Annotated in this window: 14 protein-coding genes, 2 tRNA genes and 1 pseudogene; 12 read left to right on the top strand and 5 right to left on the bottom strand. The window is 36.1% G+C overall.

Annotated elements, in window-relative coordinates; translation table 11 throughout:
• Window positions 1–3 precede the first annotated feature (3 nt).
• The 7 genes from ACFIKH_RS05465 (at window position 4) to gltX (ending at window position 10,343) form a co-directional block, all read left to right on the top strand.
• Window positions 4–2,262, top strand: coding sequence for a ComEC/Rec2 family competence protein (locus ACFIKH_RS05465; protein ID WP_375671142.1), 2,259 nt, complete (start codon window positions 4–6; stop codon window positions 2,260–2,262).
• Window positions 2,263–2,744: 482 nt separating this feature from the next.
• Window positions 2,745–3,449, top strand: a complete 705-nt coding sequence (gene rpiA, locus ACFIKH_RS05470; RefSeq protein WP_375671144.1) for a ribose-5-phosphate isomerase RpiA — start codon at window positions 2,745–2,747, stop codon at window positions 3,447–3,449.
• Between the two features lie 111 nt (window positions 3,450–3,560).
• A complete protein-coding gene (locus ACFIKH_RS05475) occupies window positions 3,561–4,130 on the top strand; it encodes a DUF2059 domain-containing protein (RefSeq protein ID WP_375671145.1) in 570 nt (189 codons plus the stop codon).
• Window positions 4,131–4,334: 204 nt separating this feature from the next.
• Window positions 4,335–5,726, top strand: coding sequence for a glutathione-disulfide reductase (gor, locus tag ACFIKH_RS05480; protein ID WP_375626232.1), 1,392 nt, complete (start codon window positions 4,335–4,337; stop codon window positions 5,724–5,726).
• A gap of 68 nt (window positions 5,727–5,794) precedes the next feature.
• Entirely contained in the window at window positions 5,795–7,174 is a 1,380-nt protein-coding gene (locus ACFIKH_RS05485) for a class II 3-deoxy-7-phosphoheptulonate synthase (RefSeq protein ID WP_375627207.1), read from the top strand.
• A 123-nt stretch (window positions 7,175–7,297) separates the two neighbouring features.
• Window positions 7,298–8,959: an NAD+ synthase gene (locus ACFIKH_RS05490; protein ID WP_375626229.1), complete on the top strand. Its 1,662-nt coding sequence runs from the start codon at window positions 7,298–7,300 to the stop codon at window positions 8,957–8,959.
• Window positions 8,960–8,969: 10 nt separating this feature from the next.
• Window positions 8,970–10,343 carry a glutamate--tRNA ligase gene (gene gltX, locus ACFIKH_RS05495; protein ID WP_375627210.1) on the top strand — a complete coding sequence of 458 codons (1,374 nt, stop codon included), beginning with the start codon at window positions 8,970–8,972 and terminating at the stop codon, window positions 10,341–10,343.
• Between the two features lie 60 nt (window positions 10,344–10,403).
• Here the strand turns inward: gltX and ACFIKH_RS05500 are convergent, their stop codons facing one another.
• Together ACFIKH_RS05500 and ACFIKH_RS05505 are read right to left on the bottom strand one after the other, a co-directional pair.
• Window positions 10,404–11,807: a DEAD/DEAH box helicase gene (locus ACFIKH_RS05500; RefSeq protein WP_375627212.1), complete on the bottom strand. Its 1,404-nt coding sequence runs from the start codon at window positions 11,805–11,807 to the stop codon at window positions 10,404–10,406.
• Window positions 11,808–11,953: 146 nt separating this feature from the next.
• Window positions 11,954–12,727, bottom strand: a complete 774-nt coding sequence (locus ACFIKH_RS05505; protein WP_375671147.1) for an NAD kinase — start codon at window positions 12,725–12,727, stop codon at window positions 11,954–11,956.
• A gap of 263 nt (window positions 12,728–12,990) precedes the next feature.
• Between ACFIKH_RS05505 and ACFIKH_RS05510 the strand changes: the two genes are divergently transcribed.
• The 4 genes and pseudogenes from ACFIKH_RS05510 to ACFIKH_RS05525 all read left to right on the top strand — a co-directional run bounded on the left by ACFIKH_RS05510 (window position 12,991) and on the right by ACFIKH_RS05525 (window position 15,017).
• Window positions 12,991–13,067 (top strand) — tRNA-Arg (locus ACFIKH_RS05510).
• Window positions 13,068–13,618: 551 nt separating this feature from the next.
• Window positions 13,619–14,042: pseudogene (locus ACFIKH_RS05515) on the top strand (YbfB/YjiJ family MFS transporter).
• A gap of 406 nt (window positions 14,043–14,448) precedes the next feature.
• A complete protein-coding gene (locus ACFIKH_RS05520; RefSeq protein ID WP_375626221.1) occupies window positions 14,449–14,580 on the top strand; it encodes a hypothetical protein in 132 nt (43 codons plus the stop codon).
• A 308-nt stretch (window positions 14,581–14,888) separates the two neighbouring features.
• Window positions 14,889–15,017, top strand: a complete 129-nt coding sequence (locus ACFIKH_RS05525) for a hypothetical protein (protein WP_375671165.1) — start codon at window positions 14,889–14,891, stop codon at window positions 15,015–15,017.
• A 608-nt stretch (window positions 15,018–15,625) separates the two neighbouring features.
• Here ACFIKH_RS05525 and ACFIKH_RS05530 read toward each other — a convergent pair.
• Window positions 15,626–17,194, bottom strand: a complete 1,569-nt coding sequence (locus ACFIKH_RS05530) for a TerC family protein (protein ID WP_375627217.1) — start codon at window positions 17,192–17,194, stop codon at window positions 15,626–15,628.
• Between the two features lie 437 nt (window positions 17,195–17,631).
• On the opposite strand from ACFIKH_RS05530, the gene ACFIKH_RS05535 reads away from it, so the two are divergent.
• Window positions 17,632–17,707: transfer RNA gene (locus ACFIKH_RS05535), tRNA-Lys, on the top strand.
• A gap of 1,308 nt (window positions 17,708–19,015) precedes the next feature.
• Here the strand turns inward: ACFIKH_RS05535 and ACFIKH_RS05540 are convergent.
• Together ACFIKH_RS05540 and ybaL are read right to left on the bottom strand one after the other, a co-directional pair.
• The gene (locus ACFIKH_RS05540; RefSeq protein WP_375627219.1) at window positions 19,016–19,969 is read right to left on the bottom strand and encodes a YbhN family protein; all 954 of its coding nucleotides are present in this window, start codon (window positions 19,967–19,969) and stop codon (window positions 19,016–19,018) included.
• Window positions 19,970–19,984: 15 nt separating this feature from the next.
• Window positions 19,985–21,736, bottom strand: a complete 1,752-nt coding sequence (ybaL, locus tag ACFIKH_RS05545) for a YbaL family putative K(+) efflux transporter (RefSeq protein WP_375671149.1) — start codon at window positions 21,734–21,736, stop codon at window positions 19,985–19,987.
• Window positions 21,737–21,790 lie beyond the last annotated feature (54 nt).

The raw sequence follows: 21,790 nt of genomic DNA on the forward strand, positions 1-21,790 counted from the left end.
CTGATGTTTTATAAAAGTAAAGAGGGTTTATCCGAAAAATCTGTTACAGAAAGAAAAAAGCCATGCAAAATAGGGCAGAGTGTTTTTTCTGGATATGATGATGCAAAGAACAGCAGTTATAACCAACAAAAACTTTTTTTATTGACACTCTTAAAAGAAATAATCATTTTTTTTCGCAAATGGTTAGAAGATTGTATTAGTAAAGAAGTTTCTTTTGGTATCCTTTTTTCGCTGATTTTAGTCTTTTTTGCCCTAGGAATCATTTTGTATTTTCATTTAGAGTGGGAACCAAGTTGGGGACAATTGGGGGCGTTGGTCAGTATTTTTCTGGGAATATTCTATGTTGCACGTTTTTATCGAAAAATATGGATTCCCGTGGGATTTCTGTTTTGTATTATATTGGGTGCTTTAGCGGCAAAAATAGAAACGTGGCGTATTGCAACACCCATGTTAAGCAGTGACATTGTCACTACATTGACGGGAAGAATTGTTTCTATTGAGTCAGGCGCCAAAGGAGGATTTCGTTTAGTTTTGGATGTTTTGAGTACAGAAAAGTCCATATTATGCCATAGTCTTCATCGTATTCGTTTATCGGCAAGATATTTGCCATCTGGCTTAGAAATTGGTGATGGACTATATGGGAAAGTTAAGATTCGTGCATTCTCTGGGCCAGTGCGTCCAGGAGGCTACGATTTTAGTTTTCATAATTATTTTAAAAGAATTGGGGCACAAGGCGTTTATTTAGGAAAACCAAGAAAAATATCGGTTTCGCAGCCTGATGGAATATTCGCTATCATTCTACAGAAAATTGAAAATTTACGCACGAAGATGACACAAAGAATCCGTATGGCCCTTGAAGGAGAAAAGGGGAGTGTTGCTGCTGCTCTCATAACAGGGCAGCGTGCTGGCATTTCAAATGAGACAAATGAAGCATTACGTACGGCTGGATTAGCCCATATTTTATCAATATCAGGTTTACATATGGCGTTGTTAAGCGGCATAGTTCTTTTGAGTATCCGTAGTTTTTTAGCATTTTTTCCAGTTTTTTCTTCCTATTATTCCAGTAAAAAATTTGCTGCTATCGTTGCGTTTATGATAACAGCTTTTTATTTGTTATTGTCGGGCTTAGCAATATCAGCGCAAAGAAGTTTTGTGATGATTGCTGTTATGTTGGTTGCTATATTGTGTAATCGCTCTGCTATAACAATGCGTAATTTTTCTATTGCAGGGTTGATAACTCTGGCGATTACACCCCATGAAATATTAGGTCCTAGCTTTCAAATGTCCTTTTCTGCGACTGCTGCTTTGATCGCTTTTTTTGATTGGTGGAGTGGAAGATCATTTTTTCGTAAAAGAAAAACAACCCCCTCTTATGTTGGAGGAGGAGTGATAAATTTTGCTTTCTTATCGATACTTTCAACATGTGCTTCTTCCCTTGTTGCAGGGAGTGCAAGTGGAATTTATGCTGCTTATCATTTTTCTAATACGGCATCTTTGAGCGTTATCAGTAATGCTTTTGCTTTGCCTGTCATCTCAATTTTCGTCATTCCTTTTGGATTAATTGCAGTTCTCGCAATGTTAGGAGGATTCGAATGGCTCCCCCTTCAAATTATGGGGTTTGGTGTTGATCTTGTGATAAAGATTGCGCTTGCGATCAAGGCTATTTCTCCTGATTTGAATCCTGATTTTATGCCGTTATCTGCGTTGGTTTTATTGAGTATAGGCTTGGTTGGACTGACTTTTTGCAAAACACCCATCCGGCTCTTTTTTAGTTTGTTTATTTTGGCTGGTATTTCTATTTGTGTAATGCATTCACCTATACAACTGATTATAGCAGATAATATGCGTCTCGTGGGCGTTATCCATGATAAAAAATTATATATTGACCGTTACCATATTTCTAAGTTCACGACATCCATATGGAAAAAGTCATTTCGTGTGAATGAAACGATTAAACCAACAAAATATGGTCCTTCTTTGCACGGACAATTTATTTGTGATTATCATGTATGTACATCTTTATTGGATAATGGATTAAAAGTGATCGTTTTACAGAGAGAAACAGATCAGTGTGTAGAGGCAGATATTCTCATTCAGACATTTGTAATGCGTAATCCAACATGTTATAAGAAGGCAAAAATAATATTTACGCCTCAACAATTGTTATCACGAGGAAGCGTTATGATGACCAAAGGTGGAGATATTATTTGGTCTTCGCCAGGGTTTCATAGACCATGGAATATGCACAGACAGCATTCATAAAAAAATATAATCTATCATATTTTGCTTCACATTTGGATAATGACAAAACAAAAAATAATAGAAGACTTTTCTGATAAAATTTTGCGGTATTTAAATTAGTAAGTTTATCAAAGTCATTAAAACGGGATAATAATCTAGAGTTTTCTAGAAACAGATGATTTTTATATCTAATCATTTTAAATTTTTCAAAAAAAATTAGGATGCACATCTTTGTGCATCCTATTGATAGCACAAGATAAATCAAACATTCTTATTGAATGAGAAAAATGCTAACAAATTTTCTCAAAGAAATAAAAAAGATAATTGTTGATTATTCTATTTTATTCTTATCATATATTTCTATAACGAGTAACATCTCTTCAAGCAAAAGATGATAGTAAATTTAAATAGATTGCGTCAAGAGGTTATCTTTTATTATCATTATTATCGGTGGTAATAGGGATGGTAAATGTTGCTTATACGGATAAAAGGCAAAGTCATTCATGGATGTTCAGCAGTTAAAAAAAATGGCAGCTATTAAAGCGCTTGAATTTATTGAAGATGGTATGCGGCTTGGTATTGGATCTGGTTCGACAGTCAATGAATTTATTCGTCTTCTAGGCGAGCGTGTTGCGGATGGTTTGCGAGTGACTGGTGTTGCTACTTCACGATATTCTGAACAACTCTGTCGTAAGTTTGGAGTGCCTGTTAGCACTTTAGAACAAATACCTGAATTGGATCTTGATATTGACGGAGCAGATGAAATTGGTCCTGAGATGATGCTCATTAAAGGTGGAGGGGGGGCATTGTTGTATGAAAAAATTGTAGCATCGGCATCTCGTGCAATGCTTGTCATTGCTGATGAAACAAAGGTGGTAAAAAGACTTGGTGCTTTTGCACTACCAATTGAAGTTAATCCATTTGGTATCCATACAACATGCAGAGCCATCGAAAAAGTCGCTGATGATTTAGGGCTTTCTGGAGAAATTGCATTGCGAATGAATGGAAAAAATCCTTTTGAAACAGATGGTGGTCATTTTATTCTTGATGCATTTTGGGGCTGCATTTTGCAACCAAAACCATTATCGGACGCACTTCTTTCCATTCCTGGTGTTGTTGAGCATGGCCTTTTTTTGGGATTGGCTTCACGTGCAATTGTAGCTATGGCTGATGGTCAAACAAAAATTTTAGAATCTTTTGATTTTTAGAGAAGACAGTTTCATGACGATATGTTAGCACAATACAATAAATCAAAGAGTATTGAAATTTTGAATAAATAACGCATTTGAATTATAATTAATTATCGGGGTAATCATTAAATGAAAACAATATTTTCTTTTCAGCGTTTTGTCGTATATTTTGGTGCAATTGCTATTTTTATTGTGAATATTGGAATGGCTTATGCACAAGGTGTGAGCGATCAACATTTAGCTTCAGCTAGAAAGGCTATAAGTGCCATTCACGCAACGGATCAGTTTGATAGTTTTTTACCAAATGCGGTAGACGATCTTAAAACTGCACTGATGAGGGATGATCCAAATTTGGCAGAGGCAATTTCTGATATTGTTGATAAGCAGGCGCTTGCTTTAATTAAAAGGCGCTCTGATCTAGAAAAAGAGATTGCTCATGTATATGCAAAATATTTTACTCAAAAAGAGCTTGATGCAATAACAGCATTCTACAGTTCTGATACCGGTAAAAAGTTTTTGACAGAAGTTCCCAATATCGCACGTGATTCTTATTCAGCATTTGATGTATGGCGTTCTGCGCTTATGCGGGATCTTGTAGAAAATGTGAAAAAAGAGATGTCTGAAATACTTAATTTGAATAATTCTACTATGCCTACAAATATACCTATAAAATCAGAGTCTTCAGAAAATAAAAAATAGCTTGATTAATATCATGACAACCACTGGGCAATTTCTGATTTTTTAAATAGCGGCGGTTTTCCCGCCGTTTTTAATATTTTAATGAGAGTAGGTCTTTTTAGAATACGGCTTTATAAAAAATGCTTCTTCAAAAGAAAAAAAGACTTTCATTTGATAATAAATGATCTTAGCCTATTCTTGCAGATACATAAGAAGGAATAATTCGTGGGCTCTTTTGACTTTGATTTATTTGTTATTGGAAGTGGTTCTGGTGGAGTGCGTGCAGCACGGCTTGCTGGAGGACTCGGTAAGCGTGTTGCTATAGCAGAGGAATATCGGATAGGGGGCACTTGTGTTATTCGTGGTTGTGTTCCCAAAAAACTTTATGTTTATGCATCACAATATGTAAAAGAATTTAAGAAAAGTATTGGTTTTGGGTGGGAATATGCGGATCCAATTTTTAGTTGGGAAAAGTTGGTTGCGGCTAAAAATAAAGAAATATCAAGGTTAGAAGGGCTGTATCGTAAGGGATTAGAGAATAACAATGTGCATATTTATGAAAGTCGTGCTACTTTTGTAGATGATCACACATTAGAGCTTTCTGCCACGGGTGAGCGGGTAAGTGCAGAAAAAATTTTGATTGCAACAGGGGCAAAAGTTGCACCAAATACTTCCATAGAAGGCGGTGGATTTTGCCTCACTTCTAATGAGATTTTTGACCTTGATCAACTCCCAAAATCAATAGTCATTGTTGGTGGAGGGTATATTGGTGTTGAATTTACTAATATTTTTCATGAATTAGGTGTAAAAACAACGCTGCTCCATCGTGGTGATTTAATCCTTCGTGGTTTTGATCATGATTTGCGGCAATTGCTTAATGATGCAATGATTGAAAAAGGGATTTCTATTCTCTATGGCGTAACAATTTCTAAAGTGCAGGCTGCAGAAAATTGTTATGAAGTTATTTTATCAAATGGGCAAACGATTAGTGCTGATCAGATTATGTTGGCTACGGGGCGTGTACCAAATACAACGGGTTTAAGACTTGAGCGGGCAGGTGTTCAAGTGGATGAATTTGGTGCAGTTGTTGTTGATGAAAGAATGACAACAAATATACCCCATATTTGGGCTGTTGGTGATGTAACAGGCCATATTCAATTAACACCTGTAGCGATTCATGATGCAATGTGTTTCGTGAAGACTGCGTTTGAGAATATTCCCACGACACCTGATTATGATTTAATTACGACGGCAGTTTTTTCTCAGCCAGAGATTGGAACAGTTGGTCTTTCAGAAGAAGATGCGGTACGTTGTTATAAGCGTCTTGAAATTTATCGTACAGTTTTTCGTCCTATGCGTAATGTTCTTTCTGGGAGTTCAGAGAAAATGCTTATGAAACTCATTGTTGATGGTGAAAGCCGTATTGTTGTGGGTGCTCATATTTTAGGGGAAAACGCTGGTGAGATGGCACAGCTTATAGGGATAGCTCTCAAAGGAAAGCTGACGAAGGATATCTTTGATGAAACGATGGCCGTGCATCCAACGATGGCAGAAGAATTGGTAACGATGTATAAACCAAGTTATATATATGAAAATGGGAAGAAAATAGAAAGTTAAACAGCATATATTGCGGTAAAAAGCTTTTGATATGCCAATCTTTAAGATTAATCTTTAGCGAGAGTGTAATGATAAAAGAATGGGCGCCTGACTCCTGGAGAACAAGGCCAATTAAACAAGTTCCGACTTATCCGGATAAGTCTATGTTAGAAGATGTTGAACGAAAACTGAGAAGCTATCCTCCTTTAGTTTTTGCCGGTGAAGCACGTGATTTAAAAAATGAATTAGCAGCCGTTGCAAAAGGACAAGCTTTTTTATTGCAAGGTGGTGATTGTGCCGAAAGCTTTGCAGAACATGAAGCTGATAATATCCGTGATTTTTTTCGTGTATTTTTGCAAATGGCGATTGTTTTAACCTTTGGTAGTTCTAAACCAGTTGTTAAAATTGGTCGTATTGCTGGTCAATTTGCAAAGCCTCGCTCTTCTGATATCGAAAGCAAAGAGGGAGTTGAATTTCCTGCTTATCGTGGGGATATTATTAATGGCATTGAATTTGAAGCCGGTTCTCGTATTCCAGATCCGCAACGGATGTCTATGGCTTATCGCCAATCTGCGGCAACACTTAATCTATTGCGTGCTTTCTCACAAGGTGGCTATGCTAATTTAGAAAATGTTCACACATGGATGTTGAGTTTTGTTTCTAACAGTCCGCAGGGGGAACGTTATGAATTATTGGCAGAGCGTATTTCTGAATCAATTGATTTTATGCGTTCTATAGGGATTACATCCAAAACACATTCTTCATTGCGTGAAACATCTTTTTATACCAGTCATGAAGCACTTTTGCTTGGTTATGAAGAGGCTTTGACTCGGATTGATTCAACTTCAGGAAATTGGTATGCAACATCCGGTCATATGTTATGGATTGGTGACCGTACACGTCAGATTGACCATGCTCACGTTGAATATTGTCGCGGCATTAAAAATCCTATAGGATTAAAATGTGGTCCTTCCATTGAACCTGATGAGGTTTTAAAATTAATTGATATTTTAAATCCTGAAAACGAACTGGGGCGGCTTACTCTCATTACGCGCTTTGGTTATGATAAAGTTGAAAGTTATCTGCCTAAACTCATCCGTGCCGTTGAACGTGAGAAGCGTGCGGTTATATGGTCATGTGATCCAATGCATGGCAATACAATTACTGCCAATGGTTATAAGACGCGTCCCTTTGATTATGTTTTAAAAGAAGTAGAGAATTTTTTTGCAGTGCATCGTGGAGAGGGAACTTATCCAGGAGGTATTCATATTGAGATGACAGGTCGTGATGTTACTGAATGTACAGGAGGGGCGCATGCTATTTCTGTAGACGATTTATCTGATCGTTATCATACGCAATGTGATCCACGGTTAAATGCAGATCAAGCGTTAGAATTGGCTTTTCTTGTTGCTGAACTCCTTAAAAAAAATCGTGCGAATGATTCGTTAGGAATTGCTGCTGGTGGGTAGGAAAAATTTGCCTAATATACTTTTAGGTCATTATGGCAGAAGAGAATTTTTAAAAAAGTGATATTTCCTGATGATGAAGAATAAAGTTGTGGTTGCTAAACTGATGAAATGATACAAAGGCTTATGAAAAATGATTTTCGGGTATCAATTGCCCAATTAAATCCTATTGTTGGTGATATTGAGGGGAATTTTTCTTTAGCTGCCATGGCACATCAAAAGGCCAAAGAAGAGGGGGCTGATCTTGTTTTATTCACGGAACTTTTTATAAGCGCTTATCCGCCGGAAGATCTTGTTCTAAAACCTGCTTTTACAAAAACATGTGAAGAGACTGTTAAGAAATTAGCAAAGATAACCGTAGGTGGACCAGGAATTGTCATTGGTCTTCCATTAAGACGCAATGGCAATATTTACAACGGTGTCATGCTTCTTGATGAAGGGCGAGTCATTGCCGAAAATTTGAAGTTTGATCTACCTAATTATGCTGAATTTGATGAAAAGCGTTTATTTTCTTCAGGCCCACGACCTGAGCCTCTTATCTATCGTGGGGTAGGACTAGGAATAGTGATTTGTGAAGATATTTGGAATGATTCTTCACTTTGTGCGGAGCTTGGTAATAAAGGAGCGGAAATTATTCTTGTCCTTAACGGATCTCCCTACTATCGTAATAAAACCTTAAAACGTATAGATGTTGTTCATACGCAAGCTCTACGATCTGGGGTACCAATTATTTATGCTAATCAAGTTGGTGGTCAAGATGAGCTCGTTTTTGATGGCGGGTCTTTTGCCTTGAATGGAGAAGGAAAAAAGATATTTCAAATGAAGCACTTTGATAGCCATATTGCTTTGAGCCATTGGCAAAAAATAACGACGGGATGGCACTGTATTTCAGGTCCTAATGAAAGTCTTCTCAATGGATTAGCGGCCGATTATCAAGCTTGTGTTTTAGGGTTGAGAGATTACGTTAATAAAAATCGCTTTAAGGATGTTATTCTTGGTCTTTCAGGAGGAATTGATTCAGCCCTGTGTACGGCAATGGCGGTGGATGCTCTTGGCTCTGAGAGAGTTCGCACCATTATGATGCCCTATCATTATACTTCACAAGAATCGTTAAAAGATGCTAAAGAGTGTGCACAACTTCTAGGATGTCATTATGAAATAATACCGATTGAGCAACCTGTTGAAGCTTTTTTGAACGCAATGGCGCCAGTTTTTTTAGGGTTGCCGTCTGATGTGACAGAAGAAAATCTTCAAAGCCGTGTACGTGGGACTATTTTAATGGCACTTTCCAATAAATTTGGCTCAATGGTAGTGACAACAGGCAATAAGTCGGAAATGGCTGTGGGATATGCAACACTGTATGGTGATATGAATGGCGGGTTTAATCCTATTAAGGATATTTATAAAATGCAGGTTTATGCATTAGCTGAGTGGCGCAATAAAAATCACTTGCACAATTTGAAAGGACCAGAAGGAATTGTCATTCCATCCAATATTATAGAAAAAACGCCTTCTGCAGAGCTGCGGGAAAATCAAAAAGATGAAGATTCTCTTCCGCCTTATCCTATTCTAGATGATATCTTGCAATCTCTTATAGAAAATGACATGAGTATTTGTGATATTATTAAACGTGGGTATTCACGGGAAACTGTTGAGAAAGTTGAACAGCTTCTTTATGGTGCCGAATATAAAAGACGACAATCTGCACCCGGTGTAAAAATCAGTTACAAGAATTTCGGACGCGATCGTCGCTATCCCATAGTCAATCATTTTCGCGATAAAAATTGAGTATTATTTTATGGTTAAAGTTCGTTTTGCTCCCTCTCCAACAGGTTATATTCATATTGGCAATATCCGTATTGCGCTTTTCAATTGGCTTTATGCGCAAGCGCATAAAGGAGCATTTATCTTGCGCTATGATGATACAGATGTTGAACGTTCTAAACAAGAATATATCGATGCTATTGCTGTTGACCTTGAATGGCTTGGTATTCAACCAGATTCAATTTATTACCAATCTAAGCGATTTAATCGATATGATGAAGTTGCGGAAATTCTCAAACAACGCGGGCTTCTTTATCCCTGTTATGAGACTGCAGAAGAATTAGAGCGACGTCGTAAAATCCAGCTTTCACGCAAATTGCCTCCTATTTATAACCGTGCAGCATTAAAATTGACAGCAGAAGAGAAAAAAAACTTTGAATCTCAAGGTCGTAAACCCCATTGGCGTTTTCTTCTTCCTAATTTTGAAAGTGATCCTTTACAAACAAAGCGAACAGAAGTTTGCTGGAATGATGCAATAAAGGGAAAGCAGACGATTGATTTGGCTTCTCTTTCAGATCCTGTTCTTATTCGTGAAGATGGAAGCTATCTTTATACATTGCCCTCTATTGTTGATGATGTAGATATGGCTATTACGCATATTATTCGTGGGGATGATCATATTACAAATACAGGCGCTCAAATTGCTATTTTTAAAGCTCTTAATGCAGAATTACCGGTTTTTGCTCATACCAATTTATTGGCGACAGTTTTAGGAAAAGGATTTTCAAAACGTAATAATGATCTTTCTATTCGTTCTCTAAGGGAAGAAGGATTTGAATCTATAGCTGTTCAATGCCTTGCCGTTTTGATTGGGACATCGCAAAATGTGCATCCCTATCCTAATCAAGCAGCGCTTTTAGAGCATTTTAATCTCCAAGATACGTCAAGATCCGTTGCAAAATTTGATATTGCTGATCTTCTTGCTTTGAATAGTCATCTTGTCCATGAGTTAACCTATGAAGAAGTAAAAATGCGCCTTAAAAAACTTTCTATTGAGGGAGATAAGGCGGAATATTTCTGGAACGCGATAAGAAACAATATTAATAAAGTCAATGATGCTGTTTTGTGGTGGAAAATCATTCATGATGAACAGAATTTTGATACAGTGGCACTAGAGGATCGTGTATTTGTGCGTCAATCACTCGATTTCTTACCTGAAGGTGCTTTGAATGAGGAAAGTTGGAAAATTTGGACAACAGCATTAAAAGAAAAAACAGGTCGAAAAGGAAAAGCTTTATTTATGCCATTACGTCAAGCACTTACAGGCATGGATCATGGACCTGAAATGGGAAAAATTTTGCAGCTTTTAGGGCGTGAAAAGGTAGCAGAAAGACTCTCTAGGAAATAAGAGCGGCTTTTTTTTTAAGCATTTCGTTCATTTCACTCTTAAAGAGAGTAAAGAGAGAATTTATTTACACGTTTTTATAAGCATGAAAGCAGGAATATCATCACCAAATCCAAGGGGCGTGTAATTCTTATTTTTTCGTGGGCGTTGTTGCTCAGATGGCTTCTCTTTATCATTTGCATTTTTGATACATTCTGTTTCATTCTCTTCTACAGATTTTTTAGTGTGAGCAACAGGCTCTTTTGGAGCAGTTTTCTTTGGTGATTTTGAAGATTTTTTCTTTACAACAATATCTTCTGTTTGATCATCGGCTATTAAAGTTGAGAGATCTCCATTGAGCCATTCAATTTTTTCATTACTCATTTCCTCAATGGCATTGATATATTTTTGATCAGCTTTTGTGACAATTGTAAAAGCTTTTCCGCTACGATTTGCACGCCCTGTACGACCAATTCGATGAATATAGTCTTCAGCATGTGTGGGAACGTCATAATTGAAGACATGGCTTACGGCGGGGATATCAAGTCCACGGGCGGCAACATCAGATGCAACAAGAAGTGTGAGTTTATTGTCTTTAAAATCGGCTAATGTGCTCATGCGCGAGTATTGGTCCATATCTCCATGAAGCGCACCTACACTAAAATTATGTCTGATGAGAGATCTAAAAAGTTCAGAGATATCTCTTTTCCGATTACAGAAAATAATAGCGTTTTGAAGTTCTGCACCTTCATTATGAATAAGTTCTCGCAAAACAGCTCTTTTATCCCATGACTTACTTCCCGATTTGACGAGCCGCTGTGTAATTGTGGTTGCGGTTGAGGATGCTTTTGTAACTTCAACAGAAACAGGAGAATGTAAAAATTGTTTCGTTAGTTTTGCAATTTCTGGCGCCATTGTTGCAGAAAAGAACAAAGTTTGACGCGTAAAAGGGGTTAGCTTACAAATACGTTCAATATCAGGAATAAAGCCCATATCCAACATGCGATCAGCTTCATCAATAACAAGGATTTCAACGCCCATCAGGAGCAGTTTACCGCGCTCGCAATGATCAAGAAGGCGCCCTGGTGTTGCTATAAGAACATCAGCTCCCCGTTCAAGTTTGCGATCTTGGAGTTCAAAAGAAACTCCACCAATCAAAAGAGCAACATTTAAACGATGATTTATTCCGTATTTATCGAAATTTTCTTCAACTTGAGCTGCAATTTCCCGTGTTGGCTCTAAAATGAGCGTACGGGGCATTCGTGCTCTTGCACGCCCTTTTTCAAGGAGAGTGAGCATAGGTAATACGAAAGAGGCGGTTTTACCTGTTCCCGTTTGGGCGATTCCTAAAACGTCTTTTCTTTGAAGGACATGCGGAATTGTTTCACTTTGAATAGGTGTTGGAGCTGTATATCCCGCTGATTTCACCGCATTAATAACTTTTGCGGAAAGACCTAAATCATCAAAACTGTTTAAAGATGGTATCATTTTTTTATCAATTGCTCTGTGATTTTAACTACGCTATCTAAATGATGATTATAACCAATATTCTACACTCTTAAAAAGTGTTAAGATGTTTTCACAAAAAAACTAACTATAACAATCATATACACATAAAACGCATAATACAATCATTAATAGCGAAATTGTTCTGATAAAATGCGCTCATCCCATGAATGATTTGAGTCAAAAAGGATTGAAGCTGTTACTTCTGTTGCCATTGAAATAGTAACTGAATGGACAGATTTAACTTCAATATTATCTGCAGCAGCGTTGACAGGGCGTTTGTCAGGTTCAAGCATATCAAAGCGCACTGTTACTGTATTGGGAAGCAAAGCTCCATGCCAACGCCGAGGGCGAAAAGGGCTAACGGGAGTGAGGGCCATAAGAGGGGCCATAAGAGGTAAGATAGGTCCTTGCGCTGATAAATTATAGGCGGTCGATCCAGCTGGTGTAGCGACGAGGACACCATCACAACTTAATTGTTCCATGCGTACGTTGTTATCAATGGTGATGCGAATTTTTGCGGCTTGATAAGATTGCCGAAAGAGGGATACTTCATTAATTGCAAGCGCCTCGATAGAATCTTGACATTCAGATTTTGCAATCATGCGCAGGGGATGAATTTCTTTTTTATGTGCGACAGCAATACGATTGGGCAATTTTTTTTCATGAAATTCATTCATAAGAAATCCTACAGAACCTTGATTCATGCCATAAATAGGTTTGCCTGTGTTCATGACGTCTCGTACGGTTTGTAACATTGTCCCATCACCACCGATTGCAACAACAATATCAGTTTCTTCCAGAGAAGAATGACCATAAACGGAAATTAATTTATGGGTAGCTTTGATAGCGTCCTCAGTTTCTGCGGAAATAAAATGAAAGCGACTTGGTAATGTAGTCATTAAAAAATTATCCTGATATTTATAATGTATGTTGTAACTTATTTTTGAGAGTTTTGAAGTTGTAACAAAAGCTCTTTTTATAATAAAAAGAGCATTGAATAAAGAGAAGTTATTTCAAGGTAAAGTATCATTGAAAAGTAAGAGGAGTGCGTTGTTAGATAAGTTACAAACAAGTAATTTTTTTATTAGAATGATAATTTAGCATTGAAGCTAAGAGTATGATTAGTTAAAAGACCATAACTGATTTTAATAATCAGTTTGAAGCACCCGTAGCTCAGCTGGATAGAGCGCTGCCCTCCGAAGGCAGAGGTCACAGATTCGAATTCTGTCGGGTGCACCAAATTCTTCAACTGCATATCATTCTAAATAACAATATTACCAAAAAAGAAGCCAATTTCCTCTTTCATGAAAATGGTCCATTTGAGTTATTTATTAAGTTTTATAGCGAAGAAGAAAATGATTTTAAGAGAAGTAAGATTTACGGTTGTGTACATAACTTCTCGGTTAGTCATTTTGAATATCGAGATAAAAAAGCAAGATTATCTAAATATGCTTTCAATTTAACTATAAAACATTTATAACATAAAAATACATAATTAATTCAATATGTTATTGTATAATTGATCTGGCATTTTTGACAGTAGATCGCTAAATATGTTGTTTTGAGCATTAAAATAGATAGCTAAATTTGCTTTTATTCTATTTTTCGAGCTAAAGGCTTTTATGGTGAGATGGAACGCGGATGAGGAATATCACCAGTTAAAGGAATAATAATGGGGATAAAAATAATCGTCAAAATTTGAATTGTTTCAAAACGCTGTATTCGGTATGGTTATTATGGTTTTGAGAATGGGTATCGGGTGATTTCTCTATACACCAATATTGCCAGTTATGTTGGATGAGGGATTGTTTACCTTTAATCAACTTTTTTATATAGCTAGCGCTAATTACGGTGGTTATTTAGTTGGGAGTATGTTCTTTACGTTTGGCAGAATTCGGAATATATCTCTTGCTCCTCACATGCTATCTTGTGCAGCTATAGTAATGAGTGCACTTATTATTTCCATGGCGTTAACACTTGATCCGTTTTTCTTCTCGTGTTGCGAGTGCAGCAATGGTGGTTTTGGGTTCTATTATGGTCATGCAGCATAGCCATAATGGGTGGATTATTGCTTCGCTTTATGCAGGTGCAGGAGTTGGTATTCTATTAGGTAATGAATATGTTATTATTAGTTTGAACAGGGCGCGTGATGCGACAAACATTTGGTTTGAAGTATGCTATTCTTTAAGCGCATGCAATTTATGTTATCGATAATTTCAAACGATTACGTTTTTAACAATGCGATTTGTGTGTGATAAAAACGTATCATAAAGTTTATGAACTGTTATGAATGATAGCTGCTTTTCACTTTATTTGAATGTTTACATGCCTTATAACATTTGCATCATAATTTGCTTTTTATAGTCTATTCATACATGGCAATTGTTTATAAAAAATGGTCAATTGAATCACGTATAAAGTGTGAATTCTAAATGGAATTCATATGAAATAATTTCACACAAACTATTGACTTTGTTGTGTGTTTTTTATGATAAGATTCTTCTCTTATACGGCGTTATCAATTTTATTTGCAAAAATCTGCTTCGCTTTTGACTTTTGATATGGATACAACCTCTTTTGAGGTAGAGCAAAGAATTTTTTAGCCATGGAGAGTGCAACAGTGTTCTTCAAAAATCTTGATTGGTCTGTTGAAAAAATTAAAGAGGTAGATAATTATTCAGCACGTTATCAACTACCAGATTGTGAAGTACAAATTCTTTATAATGACGCAATTATCAAAGGTTATCCGTAATTTGATGTTGGAGTTTCGATTAGTACTGGTATTTTAGCTACTGCCTGCATGGTAATTGATCCCTATCAATTCTCAGCACTTACAAGATCTACAACTTGATTTTTATAAAAAGGGGTTGAGAGTTTGTGAAGAAGAAATATATGCGGATTGGTTGGAATTAAGCTTGATTATCTCTTGAAATAGGCGATAGAAAAAAATTGATCTTCATAAATGCTTTTATTCCAGATATGGAGCACTACCTTGGCAAAAGAGTGAAGTTGAGGCAATAAGGTTATCAAGATAGATGATGCAGATTATAGCTACTTCATATTGGTGCACTGGCTTTATTGGGTAATGTTGCAACCTTACAATCTTATTATCAAAGTTTCAGTGCAGGGGATCATTTAGCTTTGATGAAAATACCCAAAAGACTCATCGTGAACGTGCATTGGCTTTAGCCAAAGAAGTGGTGAAATCTAAGAAACTCAGCTACACTTTAATTGCAAAAGTAGCAAAAAATATGAGCCATGTGGAAGAAAAACAAAGTTCTTAATAAGAGCTTTCCAGAGAGGTGGAGCTTCATTCTTGGAAGGAAAAAAATAGCTAAATTTATCGAAACAAAAGATAAGAAATATCAAGAAGATCTCAAAAAATTATAGGAACCAGAGTCTAGTTTAACGCTGCCATTATCAGTTGAGTGAACCCAACAATGGCGGAGTTCTATCCATTGGCAGAAATCTGATGTTTGAAAGATGATTTCTTGATGTGAAGCTAATGTTATAATAAATAATTATTATAAATCAATATGTTGTATATATTCATAATTTTTGAGATTAATGACCATTGACAAATAATTTTGCATCATTTTTTCTCTTACAGCTTTTTGTAAATCATCAATGAAAATTTTTATAATGGAAAGTTTATTGATAACATAACTTTTGTATGTTCATTACTTTACGCTTAAAAAATATAAAAATAATGAAATGCAATTAAGTCATCAACTTCTTATTCTTTTCAATTTTTAATCATAAAAAAATCTTTTTATTCATCTTGCTTATAAAAAGAATTAGCTTTTTTCTGGTAAGACAATTGGAGAAATAAGGATTTTAGATATGTTTCGGCGTTCCATTTCAATCACTTTAAAGTGTAAACCATCAGTTTCAAAACTTTCTCCCTCATTTGGTAAATGACCAAACTGCCAAAGCATAAAGCCTGCCAGAGTCGTATAACGATCTGCTTCATCCACAAGGTTACGCCCAAGATAACCACTTAAACGGCGGATATCAGCATATCCCTCAACAAGAAGACTGCCATTTTCAAGTTGTTCTGCGATCATGAGTTCTTCATCGTCATCGGGAAAGTCTCCTGCAATAGCTTCAAGAATATCGGTTGGTGTTGCAATTCCTTCAAAAGATCCATGTTCATCAACAATAATTGCAAGCTGAATCGAAGAATGACGTAATTGCTCCATCAATCGTAAAACACTTGTATTTTCATGAACAACGAGGGGTTCTCGCATAGCTTTTTTCCAATTAATTTTTTTCCCCTCAGCCAAATTCAAAAGAAGATCTTTTGTCAACGCAACGCCAACAAATTCATCTACTTTTTCACGCGCAAGAATTAAGCGGCTATGTTTAACCTTTTGTAATTCTTCACGCATTTCATTTTCATCAGCATTTAAATCTAACCACTCAATCTCATTACGCGGCGACATGATAGAGCGAACAGGGCGATCAGCTAAATCGAGAACACCACGAATCATCTCCTTTTCTTCTGGTCTAAACAACTCAGAAGCTGCAGCCTGTTCAGCAATAACATCTACAGTCTCAGCAAGATGACTATCTTTACTTCCTCCTCCTAAGAGCCTCAAAACAGCATCAGCTGTTCTACTGCGTAGATCATTTGTTTTAATCATTTTTTCACGGTTACGACGTCCAATTTGATTAAAAGCTTCAATGAGAACAGAAAAACCAATAGCAGCATACAAATACCCTTTTGGAATATGAAAACCAAATCCTTCAACAATGAGAGTAAAACCAATCATCATCAAAAAACCAAGACAGAGGATTACAATAGTGGGATGACGATTAATAAAACGCATAAGAACACCAGATCCGCACATCATTACTCCCATAGCAGCTATGACTGCGATATACATAACTGTTGCCTGCTCTTTTGCAATCATCCCTGTTGCGGTAATAATACTGTCTAGTGAAAAAACGGCATCCAGCACCACGATTTGAACAATTACTTGCCAAAAAACAGCATAAGCAACGCCTGTTTTTCTTTCATGTGATACCCCTTCTAATCTTTCATGTAATTCTAGCGTTCCCTTTGCGAGCAAAAAGGCTCCACCACCGATTAAAATAAAGCTATGCCAACTAAAGACAAAAGATGAAAATGAAAGAATTACCCTATCGAGTCTCATAACCCATCCGATAACTGTAAGAAGGAAGAGCCGCATAATTAATGCTAAAGTAAGACCTAGAAAGCGTGCGCGGTCACGCAAATGCAGTGGCAATTTTTCAGCTAAAATTGCAATAAAGATAAGGTTATCTATTCCTAAAACAATTTCGAGAAAAACCAACGTGATCAAACCAAACCACGCATGGGGATCAGTGATCCATTCCATCATTCCTTACCTTTTAGAAGCTTAAAAGCGCGCGATTGACAAAAAAAATTCATAGGCTTTTATTCGTATATTGGATCATGAACATTGAATGTAAAAAAATTTATATTCAACGAAAAAACCAGCAAAATATTGCTTGAATGCATGTGATTACTGATAAAACAAAATGATGCCCCATCCCGCTTAAAACCACAAGAAGGTTCCTCTAAATTTTGCTCGGGCATTATGCTCGATAATCCTCCAACTATAGATTCTGTATAACAATCAGAACATTTATTTATAAAGCTTCTTATAATGGGTTTATTTTTATATAAGATCAAGTGGAGAATATCATATTTTTAACCTTACAGACAATGAGTCTATATAACAAACAACAAAATATCTGGACATCCATCCTTAGGAGCGTTATAGAAACGCTCATTCTCATCTTTTGGGAAGCTTATGGGTGATTAGCTCAGTCGGTAGAGCAGCTGACTCTTAATCAGCGGGTCGTGGGTTCGATCCCCTCATCACCCACCATTCGATTTTATACCATAAATAACTTAATTGATTGCGTAAATTTTTTAAGATACGAGTTGCTAAATAAAATTGGGAAGTAGGATTTCCCCATATGCGTTTGTTTAAAAGTGAAGATTGTTGATATAGCTTAGTCATCAGGTTTTGTACTTTTAGAGGGCTTAAAGAACTTCCAAAAGACATTTAAAGATCTTTTAATGCGTATTGTTTCTTTTTTTTAATCGCAATTGGTAAGGAGAAGTTTCTTACCGACAATTGTGTTATTAAAGGGGTATAAAAATCAACAGTTTTCACTTCTTTTAATATAAATTGATTAAATTTTTTTTGGATTTTTGGCATATTGTTTAAAGATAGAAGAAACTTTACATTTTAGTTGTGTCAGTAGCGTGGATATTTTTTGATAACTCTCCTACTTAAACAAAAAATCTCTGTAATAATCATCAGTATTCCAAGAGGATAAATCAAGATAAAACAAAGTAGTTAGATGGACATAACAGGAATAAAATTAGATCAGTTTAATTGTTTAAAGCTAATACCTGCTAAACGACAGAAAATAAGCTTTAATAAGGCTTCAAGTTTTTAAATATTAGACCTTACAGTTACGCTATACTGTTTTGCCTTTAGCTTAACCGCTAAAAAGATAAACATTAAGAAAGCTGCTCAGAATCATTATAATATATTGATTTATAATAATTAATTATTCTTTTTTGAAAAAAAACTTTATTGTAATAAACTTCTTTTGTTTCAATCCCTCTTATAATGAATTAATTAAAATTATTATTTTTGCATCATAAATGAGATTAACGTGTGGATAAAGACTATTGAAGAAAAGCATAAAAATGATTCTTATTAACGTTCTGAAGCGCTAAAAGTTATCACAACATTGGAAAAATAGTATAATGGTGCAGGCTTGCTCTTTCATTAAAAGGGTTCTTTAGGTATTCTTTATCTATAATAAATTTTCTTTTCAAACAATAAAATGAAATTATTTTCAGATAGAGGTTTTTAATTTTGCGCATTTGTTTTTTGCAAAAAGTTTTGCAATCATGTGCTTTATCTAACATAAAAATCGATTACACTATGAAATAGTACTTTTAGTATCCAATTTTATGGGAGTTTTTTTGAAGGAAAATAGATAAATATTTCTATGTTTTTCGTAAAGTAAGATTCTTATAAAAGGGGACCTTCAAGTTTCAATATAAAAAAGATAAATACAAATAATGATTGTATTAATTTACATATACAATCGAATTTAGTATAGATTATAATCTTTATAGGCATACAAAAAAGAAGTCGTTGATAGCCTTTTATTTATTCAGGTGGTGTTTTGGAGGCTCTTTTCCAATATTGATGCGCTTCAAAAATGGCGACCACAAATAATGAAATGATGAGCGGTATAATCAAATAAAACATTCTAAAGACAATAAGTGCTGCAATAACATCGGTTGGATTTATATTGGGCATACCTGTTATGAAGAGAGCTTCAAGAACTCCTACTCCTCCTGCTGGAGCATTGGAGAGAAGAGTTATCGTAAAAGATGCTAGGAAAACACCAAGAACAGAGATAAAATGAATATCTGCATTGTGTGGGAGAACAGCATATATAATTCCTGCTGCTCCTAAAAGCTCTAGAGGGCTAATGAGAAGCTGTTGAATAACAATTTTCAACCGTGGATAAGAAAGTTGAATTTTCTTACCTAAGCGTAAGGGTTTTAACTGAAGCCAGCTACCAAACGTATAAAGTGCTATACAGCTGAGTAAAATTGCTCCAACCGTTGTTCCTAACCATTCAGGAAGTTCTTTGTGAATGAGGGTGATAATTTCGGGTTGCAGCACCAAAACGATTCCCAAAAGTAAGATTGTTCCGATTACAAAAGTAAAAGAGCAAAAACCTACTAATATTGCGATTTCTGTTCCGTTTAATCCTTTCATTTTATAGGCACGATAGCGCACAACGGCACCAGAAAAAACTGAAGCACCGATATTGTGTGAAAGAGCGTAGGTTGTAAATGAACATATAGCGATAAAAATCCAAGAAATTTTATGCCCTAGATGTTGCAAGGCAATTCGATCATATCCAGCAAGAGCAGCATAAGCTAGGAGAGAACATAAACAGGCTAGTAACCAATGCTGTGCATTTAAATCGCTCAAGCGCTCCAATACATCCCCAAATGAAATGGCAGAGAGTTTCATATAAAGAATCCGAATAGATATCAGCATTGCTAAGATACCAATCAAGGGCCATATAAATTGCTTTATTTTCACGATTCTTTATCCATTTTATGTTTTCTGTAAATTTTCATGGTTGAGCGTATTCCGTACAGATCTTCGTTCCGTTATATACTCCATAATGCCATTGGCAATTTCTTCATCATCCGTTACTACAACATCAGCACCTAAATCAATGAGATATGCTGTTTCTGTGTCGGATAATGCATGTGTGATTATATGAATATCTTTCTTCATATCACGTATATTCACGATACATTCTCCTACTTCAATGGTGCTTCGCATTGTAATAACAACTTTATGTGCATTATTTATATTTGCTGCGTCCATTATTTCTTGTTGAATGATATTGCCGCAAATAGCCTCAAAGCCATCTGCAATCGCTTTATCAGAGAGGCGTTTTGATTCTTCTACGATCACTACAGGTTTACCTCTATTTATTAAAGATAATGCAACACACTTACCAATACGACCATAGCCAATAATTACGATATGGTTATTTTTTAAGGTCATCGGTAAAAAATCTTGGTCGGGATCTTGTGGATCAATATCAATAATTGTTTGGGCATTTTGTGAAGATGCAGAATTTTTTTCTAGACGTTTTTTAATTTTATTACAGGCAATGAAAACAAGAGGATTGAGCAAAATAGAAAAAATTGCTCCTCCAAGAATTAAATCATGAGCGTCATTGTTTAAAAGTCCTAAGCTTAAACTTAAACCAGCAAGGATAAAGGAAAATTCTCCGATTTGGGCAAGGCTTGCAGAAATAGTCAAAGCTGTTGCATTAGAATAGCGAAAAGCCTTAACGATGAAAAAGGCAACAGCAGATTTTCCGATTACGATAATGAATAAGGTTGCTAAGAGAGGAAAAAAATGAGTTAAGAGTTTCTCTGGGTCAAATAACATGCCTACAGAAACAAAAAAGAGAACAGAAAAGGCATCGCGCAGTGGTAAAGATTCTTCTGCGGCACGGTGGCTTAATTCTGATTCGCTCATGACCATACCAGCAAAAAAAGCACCAAGAGAAAGGGAAACACCAAATAAATGAGCGGCTCCGAAAGCTACTCCTAATGCAATAGCAAAGACGCTAAGACGAAATAATTCACGGGATCCCGATTGTGCGCTCATTTTTAAAAGCCATGGGATAACGCGTCGCCCAATGACGAGCATAAGTGCAATAAATACAATCACTTTCAGGATGGTGAGACCAAAAATACCCCAAATACTTAAATCCAACCATTGAACAAGAGGATCAAACGCTTCTTTTTTGGTATTGCTGATGGCACTTGCCAAGGAAGGGATGAGAACAAGTATAAGGACCATTGCTAAATCCTCAATAATCAACCATCCAACTGCAATGCGTCCTTTTTCTGTTTCAATAAGATGACGCTCCTGCAAAGCACGTAGCAGGATAACAGTACTTGCTATGGATAAAGCAAGACCGAAGATCAAACTACCACTGAAGCCCCATCCCATAATCAAACCAAGGCACAAACCTAGAAAAGTAGAAAATGCCATTTGTGCAATAGCAGCGGGGATAGCAATAGCTTTGACAGATAAAAGATCTTTTAATGAAAAGTGGAGCCCAACACCAAACATCAGCAAAATAATGCCAATTTCAGCAAGTTGATTAATGATGACGGAATCTATTTTAAATCCGCCTGTATTGGGTCCCACAATAACACCAGCTAACAAATAGCCTACAAGTGGTGAAATACGCAAACGGCTAGCAATCATTCCCAAGAGAAATGCTAAACATAAACCTGCAACAATAGTTGTGATAAGTGGTGTGTCGTGGAGCATGGATTATTTACTATTCTTGATCAAAAAGCGAATGAATGAAAATGATTATATTTC

Origin of the sequence: Bartonella sp. SD1336NMGDW, from assembly GCF_042193565.1 — a bacterium.
GTDB classification, from domain to species: domain Bacteria; phylum Pseudomonadota; class Alphaproteobacteria; order Rhizobiales; family Rhizobiaceae; genus Bartonella; species Bartonella grahamii.